This is a genomic window from Dyadobacter sp. HNCC25DJ184, assembly GCF_056895215.1.
The window spans coordinates 67,915-89,747 of record NZ_JBXHAQ010000002.1; the positions used below are offsets into that span (position 1 = coordinate 67,915).

Sequence of the window (21,833 nt, forward strand, 5' to 3'; positions counted from 1 at the left end):
GACTGAATGAAAGCGCTGCGAATAGACGGATTATTCGGGCGGCAAGAGGAATCCTCACCGAGACATCGGCCTAAAAAACCTTTAAACTACTCTGTCGGAGACGTACCCAAAAGTATTTTATCAAGTCTCGCCTTATACATCCTTCCGATCGGAATTTCTTCATTGTTGACTCGGATATAGCTGGCACTGATTGCCTGCATATGGTCGAGCGAAACGATAAAAGATTTGTGAATGCGAACAAAGCGGTCCGAGGGCAATTTCTCTTCCAAATAGCTGATTCTCAGATAAGATACCAACGGCCCTGAGCGGGTATGAATCCGAACGTAATCTTTGAGGCTCTCGATCCAGTATATATCCTCCAGAAACAGCTTCACCATTTCCTTATCTACTTTGAAATACTGGTAGTCCCTCGCAGGTTTTGCATTCTCAGGTTCTTTTATAGTTGCTGGCGTTCCTGCAGAGAAACGATATATTTTGCCGACAGACTGCAGGAAACGTTCAAATGAAATGGGTTTTACTAAAAAGTCAAGCACGTCGAATTCATAACTTTCCAGAGCATGTTCGCGAAATGCGGTTGTGAATATCACCTTTGGACGATATGCAAGCGGGCGCAAAAGGTCAAATCCAGTCAACCGAGGCATATGGATATCCAGGAAAATCACGTCCACAGGAGTTTGCTGTAAAAGCTGTAAACCTTGCGTCGGACTATTAGTCAAGCCAACCAAGTCCAGGTCCGGCAGCCGGCTGATATAGTCTTTTAGTAAATCGGTGGCCAACGGTTCATCGTCGAGCACAAAGCATCGTATCGCCATCAGGTTATATTAAATTTCAAAACCGCCAAAAACTGGCCTTCCTCCCGCAACGTTACCAATTCATATTTCTCCGAAAAGAGAATCTCCAACCGCTTCTTCAGATTGGTTAGTCCCAAACCCGTACTAAATTGTTTAAGAGTTTCTTCCGGAACAGAGTTTTCAACTGAAAAGATGATTCGATTGTCGGTGAGAGATAGATTTATTTGAATCCAGCACGCACCTTCTGTCTGAGCTGCCCCATGTTTGAAAGCATTTTCGACGAAGGGCAACAAAAGCATAGGCGCAACCAAAATCGCCGACGATGTCAGATTTCCGTAGTTAACCTGAACGTCCAAACGATCACCATAGCGGATCTGCTCCAACGAGATATAGTCATTGAGGTACGCTATTTCTTTCGACAACGGCACTTTATCACTATGACTTTCGTGAAGCTGATAACTCAGCAAACCCGCCAACCGATGAAGCAGATTCGGCATTTGGGCGGGTTGATGCATCGAAACAGATATTAGATTATTCAGTGTATTGAACAAAAAATGGGGCTGAACCTGCGACTGCAGTAATCGATATTCAGCTGAAAGCTTTTCGCGCCGGAACGTTTCACTCAATTGCTGCTGACGGAGCGTATGCCGAACGAGATCGAGCACTATAAAAAGCGCGACAACAAGATGCAATTGCATCGTTTCAGCCAGTATTTTAGGCCAATAGATAAACGGTTTTTCCAGACCGGCAACGTAGTAGCTTGGGTAATAGAAATTATAATTGATGGCTCTACGAAGAATTCCAAAAATCAGCAACCCGGCAAACAAGCTCAACCAAAAACCCGTAAGATTTCTGGAAAACAGAAATTGACGAACCGTAACAAGCAGATGCCAGTACGCGGCAACCATCAATAGGGGCAAATTGAGCGTAATGAAGCACAAGCTTTGCTTGAAATTTTCGAGGTAAGCACCCGTATTCAGCCATTCAAATAAGAAATAGCCTATCCAAAACGCACTCTGAACCCAAACCTCTCTGAAAGGCTTGATAAAATTTAAACGAATCATTCGCCTGGCTTTTCCCAATTTTCAAAATCAAATCTAATGAAATTGCCAATCAAAACCGGGCTGTTTCGCCTAACAGCGACCACAAGCCAGTCAATTATAACTTATCTCGACAAACGACAGATATTTTCGACAAACATCCCTTTACTCAGATACCAAGCTATACGGGAGAAAGGCCGTGCCGCTTGTCTAAATTCCGGGATTCCCGGAATAAAGGATTTAGCGCCACCATATATATCTGCCTGCCAGTCAACCAGTTGCCAGCTTATTTGCTCCTCTTCAAAAACCTTAACTGAAAACCTCAACTGACGGCAATAACCTGAATATCATCGAAAAACTCAGACTGCTGATCGAGAACAACGACGCTCACCAGACAGCCTTGTTCCTGCGTCCATTGTATAAGCGGAAACGCCGTAGCTGTATTGCAATAAGGCCTACTTTGATCATATGGCGCAAGGTTTGTATTTCGTCGACACCCGAAAACAGGTTCCTTGACCATATAAATAAAAGAGAATTGTAGTTTACCCGATACCCGGGAAGTCAAAACACGAAAATTAGGTTGATAATCAGAACCCACCTCCGATTTTCGAGCTAACCTGGTGCTATCAACTGCTAGGCTCTTAGCGTCAAGTTCGCAGTCGAACAACGTCAACCAGAGCACAAGACTTCGCGATTTTTGCAATATTTTCTTAGAATTTTATCTTTTTTACCATTCTGCTTGTAGTTTTCCTTCAGGTGTGCAATTTTTGGTCGTTCCAATTAAATGAACAGAGGATAAGTATGGAAAAACAGAATGAAATCTCTCGCACCGAGTTTATTCGTCAGGCGGGCATAATGAGTGCTATTGCAATGTTATTGCCGTCTGGCTTAATGGCTGGTGGAATTACAACTGCCGATAAGAAAATTCGTGTTGCCGTGATCGGCTGTGGAAGTGTATCGACACAATATCTTCCTCATCTGAGCAAATCGCAATACGTCACTTTGCTAAGCGCTTGCGATATCATCGAAGAAAAAGCAAAAGCCGCCGCCACCCAGTATTCGATACCAAACTACTATCCGTCGATCGAAAAAATGCTTGCTGGGCCTGATTTCGATTTGATGATTACCTTAACCGACATGCAGCAGCATGGCAAATTGAATAAGATAGCTCTTGAAAACGGCAAAAACGTCTGGAGTGAAAAGCCAATGGCGAACACCTATGCCGAAGGCGAGGCGCTACTTAATCTAGCGCAAAAGAAAAAACTAAGAATATGGGGCGCTCCGGCCGTCATTTTGAGTCCTCAGTTTGCATTTATGTCAAAGGCGATTCAGGAGGAAAAACTAGGCAAAGTCGCGGCTGCACACGCGCACTATGGCCATCAGGGTCCTAGTTGGTCGGCTTTTTTCTACGAAAAATTGGGAGGGAGCATGCCCGATCTGGCAGTATACAATATGGCAACGTTGACCGGATTGCTCGGCCCTGTCAAGTCAATTGTCTCGATGCTCAATATCATCACACCTCTCCGAAAAGTAGATAACCGCCCAAATCCAATCAAAGTAGAAGCGGAAGACAACAGTATGGTCCTCATGGAACATACGAGCGGGGCATTGTCTCACGTTCAGAGTGGTTTTAACTACTTTGATCCCTATGGACATGAGGGCACCGGACAAGAAAAACCAACGGTGTCCATCTGGGGAACAAAGGGGAATATGCAGCTCATCGGATATGACTGGGCACCTGCCGGTGTGGATATGGCAACGGAGGGCAATGAAAAAACGCAGCGTTTCGCGACCAACGCCGAAGGATTTGTGTGGCAGGAAGGTGCCAGCTACATATCTGAGAATATGGCTAAAGGTACCGACCCCCTCATCACGACCCTACATTCACTACATGTGCTGGAAATAATAGAAGCGGCCCGAAAATCGCAGGAAACAGGTATGAGGGTACAACTAAAATCCACATTTAAATGGCCGCTTCTTTAGGGAATTTTGAATTGTTGAATGATTGAATATTTGGACGCTTGGTTGCTCGGTTTAGCTTTTGCTCAGGATCTTGAATAGCATAATTTTAAATATAGGTTCAAGTTAGAGAATCAAATATCCACCACCTTATTCACACATTTTGTTATTGTTTTTTACCAAAAAATACCTGAATATTAGCAACCAACTAACCTACTCCACCATTCACTAGTTCTCTCATTCAACATTCTTTTTTTATCATTCACCAATTCACTCATTAAAGTCATGTTACGCATATTTGATGATCACGCAGACTTATCTTTTCAGGTTGCTAAAATCATTTTTGAACAAATAAAAACAAAACCGGATTCGGTGATTTGTCTCGCTTCTGGCGAAAGTCCTTTGCTCGCCTATCGTTTGTTTACGGCACTTGCTGTAACTGAAAAGTTAGATACCGGCCGGTTTACGCTCATCGCGCTGGACGAATGGGTGAATATATTACCTGACAATCCGGGGAGCTGCAGTTACTTCTTACAAAAAAATATCATTGCGCCGTTGAACCTGGCACCTGATCAGTGTAAATTATTCGATGCAACTTCTGATGATTTGGCTGCGGAATGCGCCGGAATGAACCAGACAATAGCGGCGCTGGGAGGTTTGGACCTGATCATTGTCGGTATTGGAATGAACGGGCATGTTGGCTTTAACGAGCCGGGCGTATCGCCTGATTTACATGCACATGTCATTACTTTGGATGCGATAACGAGCTCAGTCGGTCAGAAGTATTTTGAATCCCAAACTAAACTGACGAAAGGTATTACCCTCGGTTTAAAAGATTTGCAGGGCGCCAAAAGAGCGATATTGATCGCGTCAGGAGAACGAAAAGCACATATTATCAAAACTTCGCTGGAAGGAAAAGTTCAGGTATCAATACCCGCCTCCATGATTCGACTTCATGCCAATGCTTCGGTCATGCTTGATAAAAAAGCAGCTTCTATGCTCACTCATCCTGCATGATAGGTGGACTCCCGCGGGATCAGTATGGATGGCGGAGTTAAGCAGGTATTGTCAGGCAATAGTCAGAGATGGTTATTTGATTATATAATCGCCTTTGTTTCTGAGTTTCGTCAGGCAAATTATTTGGCGGCGACATCCACAAACGCGGAGCTGGGTTCGAATCTGAAAACCAAACAATAGTGATATTAATGGAAATCTGAAGGTCCGTTTGTGCCATTGTTTTCTGAAAAGCTTATCAAACAAAGTTGATATATTTACAAAAATCAATAAAAACAACCGATCCGGCATGCGCTTTTTCCGACGAATAAATATTGCCTTTCTTAGCGCCATTGTACTTATATCCACGGTTTTCGTTGGGTTTTCATTCTTAGAAAAACCGTCGGAAAATGACCAGTGGCCGGCATTTGGTCATGATGCATCCAACAATAAGTTTTCGACCCTGGATCAGATTAACACAAAGAATGTATCAGAATTGACGCTCGCATGGCAGCATGAGGATATCAAGGAGGATGGTTCGTCGGTATTGTTCAATCCGCTCGTCGTAAATGGCGTCATGTATGCCTTTATGCCTTCTGAAAAACTTGTGGCTCTGGATGCACTAACCGGCGAAAAAAAGTGGGAATTCATACCTGACAGCACAGATGTGAGCACCTGGACGCGCGGTGTCACTTTCCATCACGACAAGGCGAAAGATGCTGATTTTCTGCTGTTTGTATATGGGTCAACACTCTATTCCATTCAGGCTAAAAACGGCAGATTGAACGAAAGGTTTGGCGAAAAGGGTCGTGTTGATTTCTATTCGGGCCTTTCTGTGAAACCGGATATGCATAAGGCTGTTCATGTGACGATGAACGCGCCGGGTGTTATATACAATGATCTGTTTATCGTTGGCTGCAAAGTACCCGATGAGTTGCCATCAACTTCAGGTGATATTAGGGCTTTCAACGTCAATACTGGCAAACTCGCATGGGTATTCCATACTATTCCTCAAAAAGGAGAATATGGGGCGGATACCTGGCCTGCCGATGCACGGGCTAAAAATGGCGGTGCAAATTGCTGGGCGGGTATGGCCCTGGACCAGGAAAGGGGTATCGTATATGTCCCCACCGCTTCCCCCTCTTTCGATTTTTACGGGGCCGACCGGACGGGCTCAAACCTGTTTGCCAACTGTTTACTGGCGCTCAATGCAAAAACCGGAAAAAGAATCTGGCATTTTCAGACCACACACCACGACCTGTGGGATCGCGACAACGGCTCCCCTCCTAACCTGGTGACGGTCACTCATAATGGAAAAAACATCGATGCAATTGCTCTGGCCACAAAGCTGGGCTACGTTTTTTTGTTCGATCGTGTGACAGGCACGCCTTTGTTTCCGATTGAGGAAATACCGGTGCCTACCAAAAGTGAGATGCCGGGTGAAAAGCCATGGCCGACTCAACCTTTCCCGACCAAACCCGGACCTTTTGCAAGACAGGGGTTTAAGGAGGAGTATATCACGGATGTGTCACCTGAGCTTAATCAATATTTCAAAAACGAAATCAAAAACAGCAAATACCAGACAGGCATATATGACCCTCCGAATTTGACGGGATCTGTTATTTTGCCAACTGCTCATGGTGGTTCCAATTGGGGTGGAGCGTCACTCAATCCCAATACGGGTGTGATGTTCGTCAATTCTACCGACCTGCCCTGGATTTTGAAACTGACTGAAATCAAAGGACTTACAGCAAATAACGATTTGAGCGGCGCACAATTATTCAATATGTATTGTAGCGCGTGTCATGGGGCTGACAAAAAGGGAACGAATTACGGGCCGGATATTGAGAAGAGAGCTGCGTTGCTTTCTGCCGAAAAATTGGATCTTTTCATTAAAAAAGGTGCTGAACCCATGCCATCTTTTAACCATTTACCTCAACCTCAGATAGATGCAATTGTGTCATTCTTGAAAGGAGAGAAAATCGCATCGACGAGCAATATATCTGACCATAAGGAGCCTTACGGTTTCAACGGGTACAACTTTTACAAAGATGACCAGGACAATTTTGCTATCAAACCGCCATATGGTACCTTGACTGCAATTGACCTGAATAAAGGGGAGCTTCTGTGGCAGGTACCGCTGGGCGAGGACGAAAAACTGGCTAAAATCGGTATCAAAAATTCCGGTTTGTTTAATCGTGGTGGCGGGATTGCCACGGCTGGAGGGCTGGTGTTTATCGCAGCCACAGGCGACGAAAAGTTCCGGGCTTTTGACCAAAAAACTGGTAAGGTGGTATGGGAAACTCAGCTGCCGGGTGGCGGGTATAGTATTCCTTCGACCTATGCGATCAACGGCAAACAATATATAACTGTAGGCGTAAGCCCCAATTCATGGAATCATTTTAACGGTGGATATGCAACTTATACCCTGAAGTAGTTGAGTTTGTAAAGCGGACGATAGCCTCTTACAGGAGTCCAACATGCTTTTTGCTGTCTGTGCGGCAAAAATCATATTTCCCACATTCGGCATTTCATTTCATCAGCAAATTCAACCTCTCTTCTTCCAAATCAATCTGGTATATCTGTTTACGAATAATTTCGTCGCTTATTGACGGATCTTTATTAAGCTCTGCGAGATATTGCCTCTGACTTTCAAGCATTTCTAAGAAAAGAAGTTTTGTATTCTTATTCATCCAGTCATCATCTGACGCTTTCACTTTTTCATCCCAATGCTTCAGCAATTTCTGCATTACCTCCTGATCATGCGCTCCGTGATCGTGCTTCGTTTTGAAAAATTGATAAATATGCTCCCGCAGACCCTGCTTCATTTTTTTTGTAGCAATTTGTTCAGAATCATCCAGAAAATCTTCGAACATTCGGCCACGCCTTATGAGGTAAGGAAGGGTAAGCCCCTGCACCAACAGTGTGAGCAATATCACCACGAAGGTGATAAACAGAATCAGATTTCGATAGGGAAATGCAGCACCATTTTCAAGCGTTACTGGTATTGCTAACGCTGCGGCAAGCGATACAACTCCCCGCATACCTGTCCAGCCCAATATCATTGGCAACATCCATTGCCTTTTTCGGGATCTCGCTCGCGGAGCCACGCTGGGCCGGAATATGAGCGTCGCCAGCATGGCAGCGTAGGAACACACGATTCTGGCAACAATCAATATGACCGTCACCAACACTCCGTACCCGATTGCCGTGTTCAAATGAATACCGTCTGCACGTATTCCCTCTACAATTTCAGGCAAGTCCAGGCCGATAATCAGAAATACAAGTCCGTTTAAAATAAATATGAAACTTTGCCAAACACTGTAGGCCATGATTCTGCTGGCACTATTCAGGAAATACAGTCGCTTATTGGCCATCAGTATACCGCCACTAACAACAGCCAGCACACCAGAACTATGACATTGTTCTGCAAGCCAGTACATGAGATAAGGTTCTATAAGTGTCAAAGCGATGTCGGAAGATGCGTCGGTGGGAAGGATTTTGTGTGCTTTAATAAAGAACCAAGCCACCAACAGTCCAATACCAACTCCCCCAATGATCATCCACAGAAAAGTGAGCGTCGCCTCTTGCCATATGAACTGGCCGCTACCAACTGCGACCAATGCAAAACGGAAAATGATAAGTGACGAGGCGTCGTTCAAAAGGCTTTCTCCTTCAAGGATAGCAGACGTAGATCTTGGAATTTTTACAAATTTCATGATAGCACCAGTGCTCACTGCATCGGGCGGCGAAACGATGCCACCGAGCAGAAAGCCCAAAGCAAGAGAAAATCCGGGAATATAGTGATTGGTTATTATAGCTACCGACAGGGCTGTAAAAAACACAACAAGGAAAGCAAAACTTCCGATGATACGCCACCATTTCTTCATTTCCTTGAAAGAAATGGACCAGGCGGCCTCAAATAATAGCGGTGGAAGCAATATAAAGAAGATGAGATCGGGATTAATTTTGACCAATGGTAATCCGGGAATAAAACTGACCACCAGGCCAGCTACCACCAGAAGAATTGGATAAGCGACTTTAAGCTTCGTGGCCAACATCTCCAGGAGTACGACGGCAGCGATTAATGCTAATAGAAAGGGTAGAATACTGTGCATGAATAGCAGTTACTGTATTATTTGGCTTTTTTGAAGCTATAATCTAAAAAAGTCTTCATGAAAATTAAACTTTTTTTTCAAAGTCTTAGCTTTCATGAAGACAAGCCGACCAATTCAGGCCACTGATCAATACACTTCCAGAATCATGATCAGCTCGAAGGCCCACCAACCTTTGCATCTTGTGCAAAAGATATATTCACGAAAAGCAGCAGCGCCAAAACCAGATTTTTCATTGTTTGTTCGGTTTGAATTTTTCATCAATCAAATGAAACAGAATGATTGTGATTGGCAAAAAATAGTAGACCAACGACAGGATTTTGAGCGGACCGTCGCTCATTTCCCCCGATCATATTGTTCGGTGGAATCAACTCCGAATTGAAGCAACAAATGCTCACGACTACTATCTCAAAGCAATCTAAGCACTTCATCCACAACAGGTTTGCAGGTAAAAATATACCGATGGTGCTCGGGAAAGCGCTTCATGTTCAGGATAATTCTTCCGGCATTAATTCCATCGTAATCTGCATCTTTCCAGACTTTGTCAACAAGGCGACCAGGCCCATTCCTGATCGGCCTGAATGAGTAATCGTTGGTAGTTTTTGGCTCGTTATTGGCTATCAGATCTTCCAGACTGACAAAATTAAAACCGGGTTCAAGCTCACTGAACGCAGTTTGTCGGCTGCCGTAATTCCCCAGATTTCGATAATCTTTTGTCAGATTGAACCGGTCAATTGCTGGCAAATCGGGACGTAAACTTCTTCCGACAAACTTTTTGGTACTGGAGTAAAGCAGGTAATCATATTTATCATGGAAAATATACACCTTCTTCCCGATGTCTTTAAGCCTGGAATATTCGTAATGAAACTCTTCCGCCCCTTCGTCGTTAAAATAATTGTGTAAATCCTCTCCCCCGCGTTTGATCGTAACGTGCGAAACATCGGGTGCCATCAAAAAGATATTCTCAAATATTTGACCCGGCAAATTAACAACAGCACCAGGCTCAGGATTTAACATACCATTCAACAACTGGTGGCCAAAAGAATGAACGACGAGGTTCAAAAATTTACCCTCCGCAGCCAAAGCTTGAGATAGCAATGTAAATGTTTCCCACAATCCTTTTTCAGTAAATGCCTGACCCGCCCTGATGGATCGATCATCAACTGTTTTTCGGGCCGGACCACCCTGCGCAGGCCAGCTCATAAATAGTACTTTCGCTATTTTGTTGCCAGGATGAGTCATATAATTATTGACAAAACTTTCCAGCAAATCCAATTTCAACGACGAAAGAAGCTGATAACCATGGATATAGACAAACACATGGTCGCGCTGACTGGCCAAATTTCGAACCGACTGCATGACACCATTCACAAATAAATTGGGTATCAAATCGTTGAGTCGCACGCTTGAAGAATCTGTTGGCAGTCGCAATGGTGTAAAATAGAGTTGATCGGCTGGTGTATTCGAAAACATATCTGGCCGACCATCACTCTTCACCTTGCGATATGATACCAACCACTGTTCTCTGTCTGCCTCCGACAAACCTGAACTATCCACCTGCAGATCCACCGCCCCGCTCCAGACAAAAGCGCCGTTCGCCAACTTATACCAGATATCCTCGCCATCAAACGGATCACCAAGAACAGATTCGGTGATATCGATGGTGTCGCCAACCGCATAAAACTGGAGGATTCGGGAATTAACGTTTGGTCGCTGCCGTTCGTTAACTTCTGTATTTATGATACCTTTCATCCTACTCTGTTTAAAGTTCCGCGGTTGGTCATGTTTGCGTTCGAAGTTCCGGTGGCACCTGATTCGCTGCCGGAAGCGTTGGAGTTTCTTAATTTCACCAACTTGTTAAGCAGATCAAACCAAAACGGAGACCCTATGGCAATTGCAATAACAGTAAGCAAATAGCCCCACAACCGCCCACCACTAAAAATGTACTTTAACTTATATTTCGTCGGGCTGATTGCGATATGGTCTTTGCCGTTTTCGTTCGTAATCTGTACTGCTTTTCCAAGCATTTCACCGATAATATCCTGATCCACAGACTTGTGAATATGGAGGTATATCTTCACTTTTCCTCCCAATGAATACGGAAAATCGACATAGTCAACCGGGAGTCCGTCCCCGGGCTTTGTGGAGTAATATAACTTATCCGAGATGTTCCAGTTTGAAGACATGATACTTTGCGAATTCCTGATATCGTCCTCCAACTCATGCCGAACGGCCGTCAATGAATCCAGTCGCGCATTTAACATGGCGACACTCGCAGAATCCGATGATACAGTTGTCTGAACAACCTGCATCATCGCTCCATTTCTCTCTGTGAAACCTACTGCCATCTGAACCAGACTATTGCGTGCTTCATTGTCCCGCGAAAGCTTTTTGATAATCGCGACCGTATCCACATTAAACGTAAAAGCCAATATCATTCCAATAAACAATAGAAAAACTTGGGTGGTCTGTTTAAACCAACCTGCGGCCCGATCCTGGGTTTCGTTGTACCAGGTTTCAACCAAAATTCTAAACTTTACCATATCGCAATTTGCATCGTCAAGCAAGGATCGGATATGCTGGGTCGTCTCCGATTCTTGCCTCATATTTTCCAGCCCCTGCTCGACACACGCCAGCAAACTCGCATCCGGATTATCCACTTTAATGGAATCAATAAGCGCCTTAGAAAAACTCTCTGCCGTTAGATACGCTGGTTTATTGCCCAGGCCGCCGCTAGTCTGATACTTGATCGTCGGCTGGTTGACAACCCTGTTATACAGCTCCGGATTTTTAAGATTAATCGCTGACCCCCAGAACCTTACAATCGTGACATATAGCTCCACGAAAAACCGGTGAACAGGATTCGGATACTGTTTCTCATCTTTCAACATACGCCCTATAGCGAAGTACAAATTTTTGGCTCGAAGGTTGAGTAGCGTCGTAAAGATCTCTATAAAAACCGTCGCGTATAAGCTGTACAAGAGATAAATAAACACGAGTCCGATGACGACATCTAATGCTACATTGTCCATGATTGAAAGGAAATTGTATGATGATTGAATGGGGTTTACGACAATAGGCTGAAGAAGGAGGCTTAATATGGAATCTCACTACACCCGCCCAGTGACGCAATTTTCTCATCCATTCTTTGCCAAAGGTGCTGTGCTTCAAGTTGCGCCACCGAATAATTGTTGTCGAATGCAGCTGCAACGTCGCTGGCCGCATGGTTTCTTCCAGCAGACAAATCCGTACAATGCATTCGTAGCAGATATAACGGTAAATATTGGAGTGCGAGCTCCCTGACTCCCCTACCGACATTTTGGCCGGGGTCAGATGATTCAACAAACCATTGGTTAAAAGTCGCCTGGCTCAGCAGCAATTCGCCATTCGGTATCTCAGTACTTCTTCTGAAAAAACCGTTATATGGATCATCGCCATGGGACAGATATTTGTCGATCGTCGGGAAGCCGAGCAGTGCATGCCCCCCACCAGATTCCCAACGAACAGGAATATTGATAATCCGAAGCAAAGCTCTAAAAAAGCCGACGGTGCCGTGACAACCACCCGTCCGATGTTTGACTCCGTTGGATGGTAAGCTGGTTTGCACCGTTCCATTAATAACTCTTTCGATAGGCGGCAAGCCATAATACTGCCATTGGTCATATACATTATCTGCCTCGTGAGCGCCTGTAAAATGCACCATCTGCCGACACCAGCCTATGAGATTACTGATCGTTGACAAATGACTGCTTCCTATTAAATCATTGTCAATCAAAAACTTATATAACCTGCTCGGATTTCCATACGTGACCCCGCCGAACGTTCCGCGCGAGATATGGTAGGTATTGTCGTCCCGTCTGAGAAAAAACGCTTTGCCGTCGAGAATGATTTTGCGCTCCTCTTCGGTTTGATCTGCCAGCGACCAGTTTACACGATCATCAGCTTCAACGACCAAAGAATGAGCAACATGGCCGATATAGTATTTCCAGGCCAACGTTGAAGATAGGTAAGTCACTGCGTTTTCGGTTCCATGCGGCACAAAAGCGAGTGGCGGATCCTCCGTCAGATCGAGCAAGGTATTGTTCAACACAATCTTGTAGTTGTCTTCCAATTCGGCTTTTTGGGCAGCCGTCCATTCTGTATAATTCTTGTAAACTCCTCCGGGAAATTCCCAATTAATCGCATTTCTGAGATATACTCGCGCATTCAACCAGTTTCCGAGGGTAAAAACTGGTGTTAAGTATCCTCCCTCGCCTTCGCCAACGGGTTCCTGTTGCAGAGTGGATATTCGTTTTCTGGCGGCATCGTACGACACCGGTTTTTCATTCCGAAGCAAGTCAATTAGAAACTTTCCTTCACTGACCGGAATGTTTTCAACCGTATCTGCCCCACCATCTTGGTAATAAAGCACAATAGAAATGGTGCCACCGATATTTTCAAAAGCAGCGTAGCTTTCGACAGTCTTGCGGGCCATATCCTATTCGCCTTCTCCGACGGGTTCCTTCGCATAATTCGAAAGCCGTTTCAGGGCAGCGTCATATGACATCGGTTTTTCGTTTCGCAGCAAATCCACGATAAACCCCGCCTCCGAATAAGGTATATCGGAAATCGAATCAGCCCCGCCGCCATCATAATATACCACCACCGAACTGGTGCCGCCTACATTGTGAAAAACGGCATAATGAGTAACTACTTTTCGAGCCATAGCAAAGTGATTTTAAGTTGAAAAACACATGATAATCAAGCACATAACACTTGACTATGGCTAATTTGAATATTTTTTTGTGAATATGTAAGAGTTTGCCCGATGGAGTTGAGATTATGTTATTATTCGGTCAAAAGCAGAATGTTATCAATCGTTTCTCAGACTTTTGACGGGATTAACCGAAACAGCGCGAAGCGATTGAAATGATATGGTTAACAACGTAATAGCCAAAACAAGGGTGAATGTCAAAGCGAAAACCCACCATGAAATATTGACCTTATATGCATATCCCCTCAGCCAGTTTTCCATCAAAAATCCACCTACTGGCGCAGCGAGAACAAACCCTACGACCAATAATAAGGCAAATTCTTTTCCCAAAATCCATAACAGTTGGTTCATGGTTGCTCCCAACACCTTCCGAACTCCAATTTCCCTGGCCTTAGTTTCTGATAAAAACATGATTAATCCGTAGATTCCCAAACATCCAATAAAAACGGCTATCCCCGAAAATGCTTTGAGCAACGCGAGCAGAATATTTTCCGTTACGTAAAATTCTTTCAAAAGCTCGTCGAGGAACGTGGCATTATAGACTTGATCGCTAAAATGGCCGTCCCATACCGCCTCGACTTTTCTTAATGCAGTTGTCGTTCGTCCAGGATTAATTTTAATAGCGGGCATGGTGAAAATTGATGGCATACTGACGATCGCTGCCGGCTGAATTAAGGGACGCATCCCTTCCAGATGAAAATCTTTTACTACACCAACGACCATTCGATTTTGACCCCATAAGTTCACATTCTTGCTCAGAACCGATTGTGAACTTTATCGGTAACGATCCAAAATGTCCGGTCGGCCATGGTGTAGAAGCTATTGAAACTGAACAAATATGCTACCAGCAGAAATAACACAAGTCCTCCGGCTATACCTATTGAAAAGACCAAAAACACTCACAAAACTCGCTGCATAGGTCCTTCTAATATTGGGGAGAGCCACCTGAAAGAAGTTTTTAAAAATAACATGATCCGGGATTGGTGACGACTACATTGTGATCTGGTTTTGAACTCAAAAAATAATAATCGAAAAAACTTTAATTATGATTATATATAAAATTTAACAAAAACAGAGCGTGGCTAAAATATTGGTGGAGGAAGCATCCAACTGGGTTTTGCAGTCGTATATAATAACTCATGGAACGCCTTATTCAACTACTCTTAATTTTTACGTTATGGCCGCATTTTCGAGTTCAGGGTCAACGGATTGACAATACGGCATCGTTTAGCAATCAAGACGGTGATCGCTATTTCAGGATTCATTACGACAATGATTTTTTTGGTAAAAAGGATTACTATTACACCCAAGGTTATCAGCTTGAATTAGTTAATCCACAATTAAAAAAAAGTCCTATTTCGAACTTATTGCTAAAAACAAAAGACAGCCGCGTGAAATACGGGCTGTCTTTTGAACATTACGGCTTCACGCCAACCAGTTATCGAAGCGATGAGATCCTATATGGAGACCGTCCATTTGCGGGTGTAATGATGTTAAAATCCTTTTCGATATCGGTCAACTCCCAAAAAAGGGTCAGACTTTCTTCGATAATAAGCACAGGAATGATCGGCCCGGCCGCCTTTGCCGGCAAAATGCAGACAACGATTCATAAATGGACCGGCGATGCAATTCCGCTTGGCTGGCAATACCAGATTCACAATGATGTTGTGTTCAACTATGGACTTCACCATGAAATGGAAATTTTCAAAATCCCCAACATCGCCTCACTCAATACCAATGGAAATATTGACATTGGAACACTTTCAGACAAAGTTCAGGCCGGTTTTACTTTTACGCTCGGCCGGTTTGATTCCCCTTTTAAGACACTTGAAAACCAGCCATCCAAAAATTTTCAATTATATCTATATGCTCAGCCGCTCATTAGTATCGTGGGCTATGACGCCGCCCTCCAGGGTGGTATCTTCAATAAAAGCAGTCCGTACACTATTTCAGGAAAAGATATCAACCGTGCGACTTTTCAAACAAAATGGGGTTTGGTCGCTCATATATGGAAAATATATTTTGAATATAACCGTACTTTCCTGACGCAGGAATTCAGAACAGGTCGCAGCCACAAATGGGGTGGCATGAAGCTTGGATATTCGTTTTAAATATGATCAAGGTGGAAGTTTGCGCGTTGCGGATCACTTCCAGACCAAACCTGACTATCTCCGACCGGCTCCCCATCCAAAGGTGACAAAACCTTATAATCCTGTTCAAATCCGTACGAAAAACTGTTCAATTTCGGACAATCTACATTGAATTTCATCTTTAAAAATCTAATAATAAGCCAGTTAAAAACATGGCACAACAATTGTATTGAGCCAGCTACCGCCTTTACTATCCAGCTGTTATGCTCAAAAACTATCTGACCCTCGCTTACCGTAATCTTATCAAAGATAAGTTTTACAGTCTCATCAATATCTTTGGTCTCACGATCGGTGTCACCTGCGGGATGCTGCTATTTTTATACGTGACCGATGAGCTGAGCTATGACAGATATCATACAAAAGCGTCTCAGATTTACAGAATAGTATCCTATATACGTGAGCCCGACAAGATCAACCGTTGGACGAGTACTCAACCTCCGTTAGTAAAAACGCTGAAACAGGATTATCCTTTTGTCGAAAGCTACGCAAGGTTTTTCTCTAATGGGCGCGTAATGTTCCGGTTGGGTGAACAGAAGTTTTATGAAGAAGACGTTTACGCAACAGACTCTACAATTTTTGACATTTTCACCCACAAATTTCTCGAAGGAGATCCAAAACTCGCTCTTGCTCAGCCGGGTAGCGTGGTATTGACCAAAAAAGTGGCGGATCGATATTTTGGTAAAAGCAGCGCAATGGGCCAAATTCTGAGAACCGACGATACGACTTCATATAAAGTGACTGGCGTAATTGAGGATGTTCCCAAAAACTCCCATTTTACTTTTAACGCGCTGATGTCTTTGAACCAAAATCAGCGACAGGCTGACGGCTGGGGTGGTTTTTATATCAACAGCTATTTGTTACTTTCCAAAAATGCAGATATTAAAAAGCTCGAGGCTGGCTTTCCTCAACTTTATGAGAAATATATGTCGTCCATTTTCAAAAGGATGGGCATTCATATTACATACCAGCTTCAACCGTTGACGAGTATTCACCTTTACTCGCACTTCGACGGCGAAACCAACGGAGATATAGGATACGTATATACATTCAGTGCGGTTGCATTTTTCATGTTGCTTATTGCGAGTATAAACTACATGAATCTGGCGACGGCCCAATCGGCGAAGCGTGCAAAAGAAGTTGGATTGAGAAAGGTAATGGGCTCTCTGAAAGGTGCTTTGATAGCGCAATTTCTGACTGAGTCCGTAATGATTACGATGATATCATTGCTTTCCAGCGTTATCTTGGTGGCTGCCCTGCTTCCGTTTTTTAATACAGTTTCCGGAAAAGAGATCGGATATATGCAGTTATTAAGTCCTCAGTTTGTAGCGATTGGCTTGGCGATTGTGATATTCACAGGCCTTGTCAGCGGAAGTTATCCAGCCTTCTATTTGTCAGCTTTTGAGCCAGCTGATGTGCTTAAAGGCTCATTTAAGGCGCGTGGCGGAAGCTTTTTCAGAAAGGCGCTGGTTGTTGCCCAGTTTACGATTTCATTGGTGATGCTGATTTGCACCTGGATTGTATATCAACAATTGAACTATATGCGCAACAAGGATATGGGTTACGACCGCGACCAGGTGTTAACGATTGATTATCAAGGAGATCAGCCTAAAGAAAAGTACAATACATTTAGAAAGGAGATGCTGGATAATCCGAATATCCAAAACTTGGCGACGGCGTCATCACCTGTGAGTAATATTGGCGGACGGATTATTTTCAACGTGGAATCCACAACAGGAATGAAAGAAATGGCTTTCAAACCTACGGTAATCGACCAGGATTATATCAAAACAATGGGAATGAAGATTGTCGCCGGGCGGACTTTTTCTGACGAGTTTCCATCTGATACCTCCAGCAGCGTGATGGTCAATGAAGCGGCTGTGAAACGAATGAATTGGGCGGATCCGATTGGCAAAAAAGTGGAAATTGATAATGGTCCTAATGACGGTAAAACACCTCGTCCAACTGCGCAGGTAGTCGGCGTCGTGAAAGACTTTCATCAACAGTCGCTATACAATCCGATTGAGCCGATGATCATGATTTATCGACGCGCCAACCCGGTTATCCACGTGAAAATCAAAACACAAAATACGGCGAGTACGCTGGCATTTATAGAAAAGAAGTGGCAGGAAACTTACCCGGATCGTCTATTCGAATATCGTTTTCTGGACCAGGACTTTCAATCGGCATATCATGCCGACGAGCTTCGCGGACAGATTTTTACAGCCTTTTCAACCCTCACTATCCTGATTGCATGTCTTGGACTTTTCGGCCTCGCTACGTTTACGACAGAACAGCGTGTGAAGGAAATTGGCGTACGAAAAGTACTTGGTGGCTCAGTGAGCAGTGTAGTTTTATTGTTGTCAAAAGACTTTACAAGATTGGTATTGTTCTCTTTCCCAATCGCCATTCCGATCGCCTATTTCTCAATGCGTCATTGGCTTCAAAGCTTCCCGTTTAAGACGGATATAGAGCCATGGGTATTCCTTGCTGCCTGCGCACTCACGCTTGTAATATGCTGGCTGACTGTTATTTACCAATCACTAAAAGCTGCTTTGGCAAATCCGGTGACATCTTTGCGCTCGGAGTAAATCTTCGGGTTTGTTTTTCTCAAAACTCTTGATTATTTTGCAAAAAATATTTCACAACAGACTATGAAAAAAGTAGAAAACAATCTTTCAAGTACGCCAATCGTATTCGGAGCCATGAGCGGGCTATTTTTTGGCGCTTTGGCTGGTCCATTTGGAGCGTTATTTGGCTCTTTGGGAGGTGCCATTGGTGGCCTTTTTTTCGACAAGCAGCAAAACCTTTCTGTTGGCCACAAGAGAGCAGCAAAAAAGAAATCAAACCATACTGTTCTGCATCAGCACTAATCCGCTGTAAGTTTCCACCTTTTCATGAGTCAGTACTTTTCCGGAATTCTCCCTCCGCTTATTCTTTCATTGGCTGGGGGCATTGCTTAAACTGTTTTTACTTCTTTTAAACATGGTTTTAACAATATCAAAGAGAAGGAATTAGTTCTTGTGATGTTCGAATTTGGAACCCTGTTTTCAGCCGCCAAGATAATCTTCCTGGCTCTTGACTTGAACCTGCCGTTAGACAATAGTTTCGACCGCATCTACCTTATCATCGCTGGTGTTTTAACCGGTGTCATTACGCTTAAAGATCTGATTTCGAGATTTGGCTGAAGCTAAGAGAATTTTCTCGGATCAGCGATGGTTTCTATAAACGAAAGTCCGAATAATCTACCGATACTGTCCTTTTTATATCCAAAAGCATCACAAATCCTGCTTTCTTTGCATTATATCAACCCTGATCAACAGGGGCGATGTAATATCAATTCATTGCTAAACTCCTTATGAATTACAAAATCCTTCTTTTGATCCCATTTTTAATCTCCATTCTTAATGCTTGCAAGAAATCAGAAAAAGCTCCCGAGAAAGGTGTTTCCTATGAGCTTAATCTGGATCGTAAAAACAATATCTCCAACATTAGCTATCATTTAGACCTCAATATACCTTCAGAAAAGAATCAGGCGATTAGTGGCAAAAATATATTGTCCTTTACTTTAAAATCAACTAATAATCAGCTTGTTATAGATTTTAACACCGACAGCAGTCATATTAAAAAGGTACAAAGAAATGGTGCACCTATTCCCTATTCATTTGTAAATGAACATATTGTCATTAGTCCCGAATACCTGCAAACTGGAGAAAATGAAATTGAAATTACATTTGTTGCAGGCGACCTTTCGCTAAACAGAAACGACGATTACCTATATACGCTCTTTGTTCCGGATCGTGCTTCGACCTGTTTTCCCTTATTTGACCAACCAAATTTGAAAGCATCTTATCATCTGAAGCTTACAACGCCCGATAGTTGGGAGGCCGTTTCAAACGGAAAGCTGGTCAAGAAAACAAGTTCTGACCAGAAAAGCATTTTCGAGTTCGATCAAACTAAGCCTATAAGTTCTTATCTCTTCGCTTTTGCTGCCGGGAAATTCACAAAAGCTACTCAAACGCTGGAAGGCCATGAAATGACGATGTATTACCGTGAAACGGATACTGTGAAGGTAAACCGTAACCGTGATGCGATATTCAAATTGCATGCAAAGTCCCGGACGTGGCTAGAAGAATATACGGCCATCGAATATCCCTTCGGTAAGTTTGATTTTGTTTTGATACCATCATTTCAATATGGTGGTATGGAACATCCGGGAAGTATTTTTTACAACGAATCTGCGCTGATGCTTGATGAAAATGCCACCGTCAACAAGAAAATGGCTCGTGCCAGCGTAATAGCGCATGAAACTGCGCATATGTGGTTTGGTGACCTCGTGACGATGGACTGGTTTAACGACGTGTGGCTAAAAGAGGTTTTCGCCAATTTCATGGCGGCTAAAATCGTTCATCCTTCGTTTCCGGAAATCAATCACAAACTCAGATTTTTACTCGCACATTATCCTGCCGCTTACTCGATAGACAGAAGCAGAGGTACCAATCCAATCCTCCAGGATCTCACGAATCTCAAAAACGCAGGAACACTTTATGGGCCGATCATATATCAGAAAGCGCCGATTGTGATGCGACAACTTGAGATGAAAATAGGTGAAAAATTAATGCAGGAATCACTGGCTGAATACCTTAAAACCTACTCTTTCGGAAACGCAAAATGGGACGATCTAGTACAGATTATTGACAAGAAAACGCCTTTGGATATATCTAGTTGGAGCGATGTGTGGGTTAAGACCGCCGGTATGCCTGTCTACAACGGCTCTCTATCAAACGGTAACTACCTTTTGCGACAACAGCAGGATTCCGTGAGCAATCGTGTTTGGTTACAGTCTTTTGAACTTAGCTGGAGTGAAAAAAATTCATTCACTGACAGTACTGTCGCAACTTCGGCCGTCAGTCCTGATATCTTGATTAAATCAGCGTCTGCACCGATTTTTCCAAATCCGGATGGAATAGGATATGGCTATTTTAAAATGGACACTACCAGTCGGGCCTACTTTCTGGACCACTATCCGGACTCAACAATGGTACCTTTCGGTGATCCTGTTTTCAGAGGTTCCATGCTGGTAAATATCTGGGAAGGCTTTGTTCATGGAGAAGGCCCGAAACCAATTGACTACATGGATGCCATTTTAGAAATGCTTCAAACCGAGCAAAACCCGTTACTCGTCGACTATCTTTTGGGCAATCTTGATAAAATATGGTGGTCGTTTCTTACAGAAAAATCGAGAAATCAGCTTCAGGTAAAACTTGAACAAGAGCTTTGGAAGCATCTGACAACAACCAAAAATCAGGGTATTCAAAGTGCTTTTTTTCACAGCTATATCGGTCTGGCCAGTTCGCAAGAAGGTTTGGCAAAACTATCTCAACTTTGGAATAGCAAACTCCAAATCAAGGGACTGGCTGTTTCTGAAGACGACTATATATCTATTGCCTGCCAACTGGCTCTATATCAAGGAGAAAAGGCATCTGCAATTCTCTCAACACAACTTTTGAAAACAAAGAATCCGGACCGGAAGCAAAAACTGGAATTTGTTACGCCAGCACTAAGCCCCGACGAAAGTAAGCGTGACGCTTTTTTTGAGTCACTAAAAAATGAAAAAAACCGTGAAAAAGAGGCGTGGGTACTTACTGCATTGAGCTATCTGCATCACACTTCCAGACAAAAATCATCTTTGAAATATATTCGTCCGTCGCTGGACCTACTACAGGAAATTCAGCTGACTGGTGATATATTCTTCCCCGGGCGATGGCTAGACAATACACTTGGTGATTACTCCTCTCCTCAGGCAGCGGCAGTTGTAAATCAGTTTCTTAACGACCATCCGGATTATCCATATTTCCTGAGGAACAAAATTTTAAACTCATCTGATATGCTGAATCGCGCTGTTGATCTGAGGCAATAGCATTCGTAGCGAACGAAAGGCAGTTTTTAAAATCGAAAATGATATGTTGTAAACTGATTTTTATCAGCTTATTAGTATCTTTCTATCATAACGTCAGCGATCAAATAGGTCCAAT

The 21,833-nt window shown here is 43.5% G+C and carries 17 protein-coding genes; 7 read left to right on the top strand and 10 right to left on the bottom strand.

The window, feature by feature from the left end; genetic code table 11:
• Window positions 1-86 precede the first annotated feature (86 nt).
• From AC1XUD_RS03210 to AC1XUD_RS03220, 3 genes are all read right to left on the bottom strand, one after another.
• Window positions 87-812, bottom strand: a complete 726-nt coding sequence (locus AC1XUD_RS03210; protein ID WP_483359512.1) for a LytR/AlgR family response regulator transcription factor — start codon at window positions 810-812, stop codon at window positions 87-89.
• Entirely contained in the window at window positions 812-1,855 is a 1,044-nt protein-coding gene (locus AC1XUD_RS03215) for a sensor histidine kinase (protein ID WP_483359513.1), read from the bottom strand. The genes AC1XUD_RS03210 and AC1XUD_RS03215 overlap by 1 nt, the downstream gene beginning before the upstream one ends.
• 298 nt (window positions 1,856-2,153) lie before the next feature.
• Window positions 2,154-2,351, bottom strand: a complete 198-nt coding sequence (locus AC1XUD_RS03220; protein WP_483359514.1) for a hypothetical protein — start codon at window positions 2,349-2,351, stop codon at window positions 2,154-2,156.
• Window positions 2,352-2,632: 281 nt separating this feature from the next.
• On the opposite strand from AC1XUD_RS03220, the gene AC1XUD_RS03225 reads away from it, so the two are divergent.
• The 3 genes from AC1XUD_RS03225 (at window position 2,633) to AC1XUD_RS03235 (ending at window position 7,220) form a co-directional block, all read left to right on the top strand.
• The gene (locus AC1XUD_RS03225; RefSeq protein ID WP_483359515.1) at window positions 2,633-3,814 is read left to right on the top strand and encodes a Gfo/Idh/MocA family protein; all 1,182 of its coding nucleotides are present in this window, start codon (window positions 2,633-2,635) and stop codon (window positions 3,812-3,814) included.
• Between the two features lie 261 nt (window positions 3,815-4,075).
• Window positions 4,076-4,807: a 6-phosphogluconolactonase gene (locus tag AC1XUD_RS03230; protein WP_483359516.1), complete on the top strand. Its 732-nt coding sequence runs from the start codon at window positions 4,076-4,078 to the stop codon at window positions 4,805-4,807.
• A 286-nt stretch (window positions 4,808-5,093) separates the two neighbouring features.
• The gene (locus AC1XUD_RS03235; RefSeq protein ID WP_483359517.1) at window positions 5,094-7,220 is read left to right on the top strand and encodes a pyrroloquinoline quinone-dependent dehydrogenase; all 2,127 of its coding nucleotides are present in this window, start codon (window positions 5,094-5,096) and stop codon (window positions 7,218-7,220) included.
• Window positions 7,221-7,314: 94 nt separating this feature from the next.
• On the opposite strand, the gene AC1XUD_RS03240 is transcribed toward AC1XUD_RS03235, so the two are convergent.
• The 6 genes from AC1XUD_RS03240 to AC1XUD_RS03265 all read right to left on the bottom strand — a co-directional run bounded on the left by AC1XUD_RS03240 (window position 7,315) and on the right by AC1XUD_RS03265 (window position 14,374).
• Window positions 7,315-8,901, bottom strand: a complete 1,587-nt coding sequence (locus tag AC1XUD_RS03240; RefSeq protein ID WP_483359518.1) for a Na+/H+ antiporter — start codon at window positions 8,899-8,901, stop codon at window positions 7,315-7,317.
• A 405-nt stretch (window positions 8,902-9,306) separates the two neighbouring features.
• Complete coding sequence (locus AC1XUD_RS03245; protein WP_483359519.1) at window positions 9,307-10,650, bottom strand: alpha/beta hydrolase; 1,344 nt, start codon at window positions 10,648-10,650, stop codon at window positions 9,307-9,309.
• Window positions 10,647-11,930, bottom strand: coding sequence for a hypothetical protein (locus AC1XUD_RS03250; protein ID WP_483359520.1), 1,284 nt, complete (start codon window positions 11,928-11,930; stop codon window positions 10,647-10,649). The genes AC1XUD_RS03245 and AC1XUD_RS03250 overlap by 4 nt, the downstream gene beginning before the upstream one ends.
• 62 nt (window positions 11,931-11,992) lie before the next feature.
• On the bottom strand, window positions 11,993-13,372 hold the full coding sequence (locus tag AC1XUD_RS03255; protein ID WP_483359521.1) for a hypothetical protein: 1,380 nt from the start codon (window positions 13,370-13,372) through the stop codon (window positions 11,993-11,995).
• A 3-nt stretch (window positions 13,373-13,375) separates the two neighbouring features.
• Entirely contained in the window at window positions 13,376-13,603 is a 228-nt protein-coding gene (locus tag AC1XUD_RS03260; RefSeq protein WP_483359522.1) for a hypothetical protein, read from the bottom strand.
• Window positions 13,604-13,750: 147 nt separating this feature from the next.
• Window positions 13,751-14,374 carry an ABC transporter permease gene (locus AC1XUD_RS03265; RefSeq protein WP_483359523.1) on the bottom strand — a complete coding sequence of 208 codons (624 nt, stop codon included), beginning with the start codon at window positions 14,372-14,374 and terminating at the stop codon, window positions 13,751-13,753.
• A 416-nt stretch (window positions 14,375-14,790) separates the two neighbouring features.
• Between AC1XUD_RS03265 and AC1XUD_RS03270 the strand changes: the two genes are divergently transcribed.
• Window positions 14,791-15,762, top strand: coding sequence for a lipid A deacylase LpxR family protein (locus AC1XUD_RS03270; RefSeq protein WP_483359524.1), 972 nt, complete (start codon window positions 14,791-14,793; stop codon window positions 15,760-15,762).
• Here the strand turns inward: AC1XUD_RS03270 and AC1XUD_RS03275 are convergent.
• The gene (locus AC1XUD_RS03275) at window positions 15,759-15,920 is read right to left on the bottom strand and encodes a hypothetical protein (RefSeq protein ID WP_483359525.1); all 162 of its coding nucleotides are present in this window, start codon (window positions 15,918-15,920) and stop codon (window positions 15,759-15,761) included. The genes AC1XUD_RS03270 and AC1XUD_RS03275 overlap by 4 nt on opposite strands.
• An 84-nt stretch (window positions 15,921-16,004) precedes the next feature.
• Here AC1XUD_RS03275 and AC1XUD_RS03280 point away from each other — a divergent pair, with 84 nt between their 5' ends.
• The 3 genes from AC1XUD_RS03280 (at window position 16,005) to AC1XUD_RS03290 (ending at window position 21,718) form a co-directional block, all read left to right on the top strand.
• On the top strand, window positions 16,005-18,389 hold the full coding sequence (locus AC1XUD_RS03280; protein WP_483359526.1) for an ABC transporter permease: 2,385 nt from the start codon (window positions 16,005-16,007) through the stop codon (window positions 18,387-18,389).
• A 63-nt stretch (window positions 18,390-18,452) separates the two neighbouring features.
• On the top strand, window positions 18,453-18,671 hold the full coding sequence (locus AC1XUD_RS03285) for a hypothetical protein (RefSeq protein ID WP_483359527.1): 219 nt from the start codon (window positions 18,453-18,455) through the stop codon (window positions 18,669-18,671).
• 485 nt (window positions 18,672-19,156) lie between these two features.
• The gene (locus AC1XUD_RS03290) at window positions 19,157-21,718 is read left to right on the top strand and encodes a M1 family aminopeptidase (RefSeq protein WP_483359528.1); all 2,562 of its coding nucleotides are present in this window, start codon (window positions 19,157-19,159) and stop codon (window positions 21,716-21,718) included.
• The last annotated feature ends 115 nt before the right edge of the window (window positions 21,719-21,833 follow it).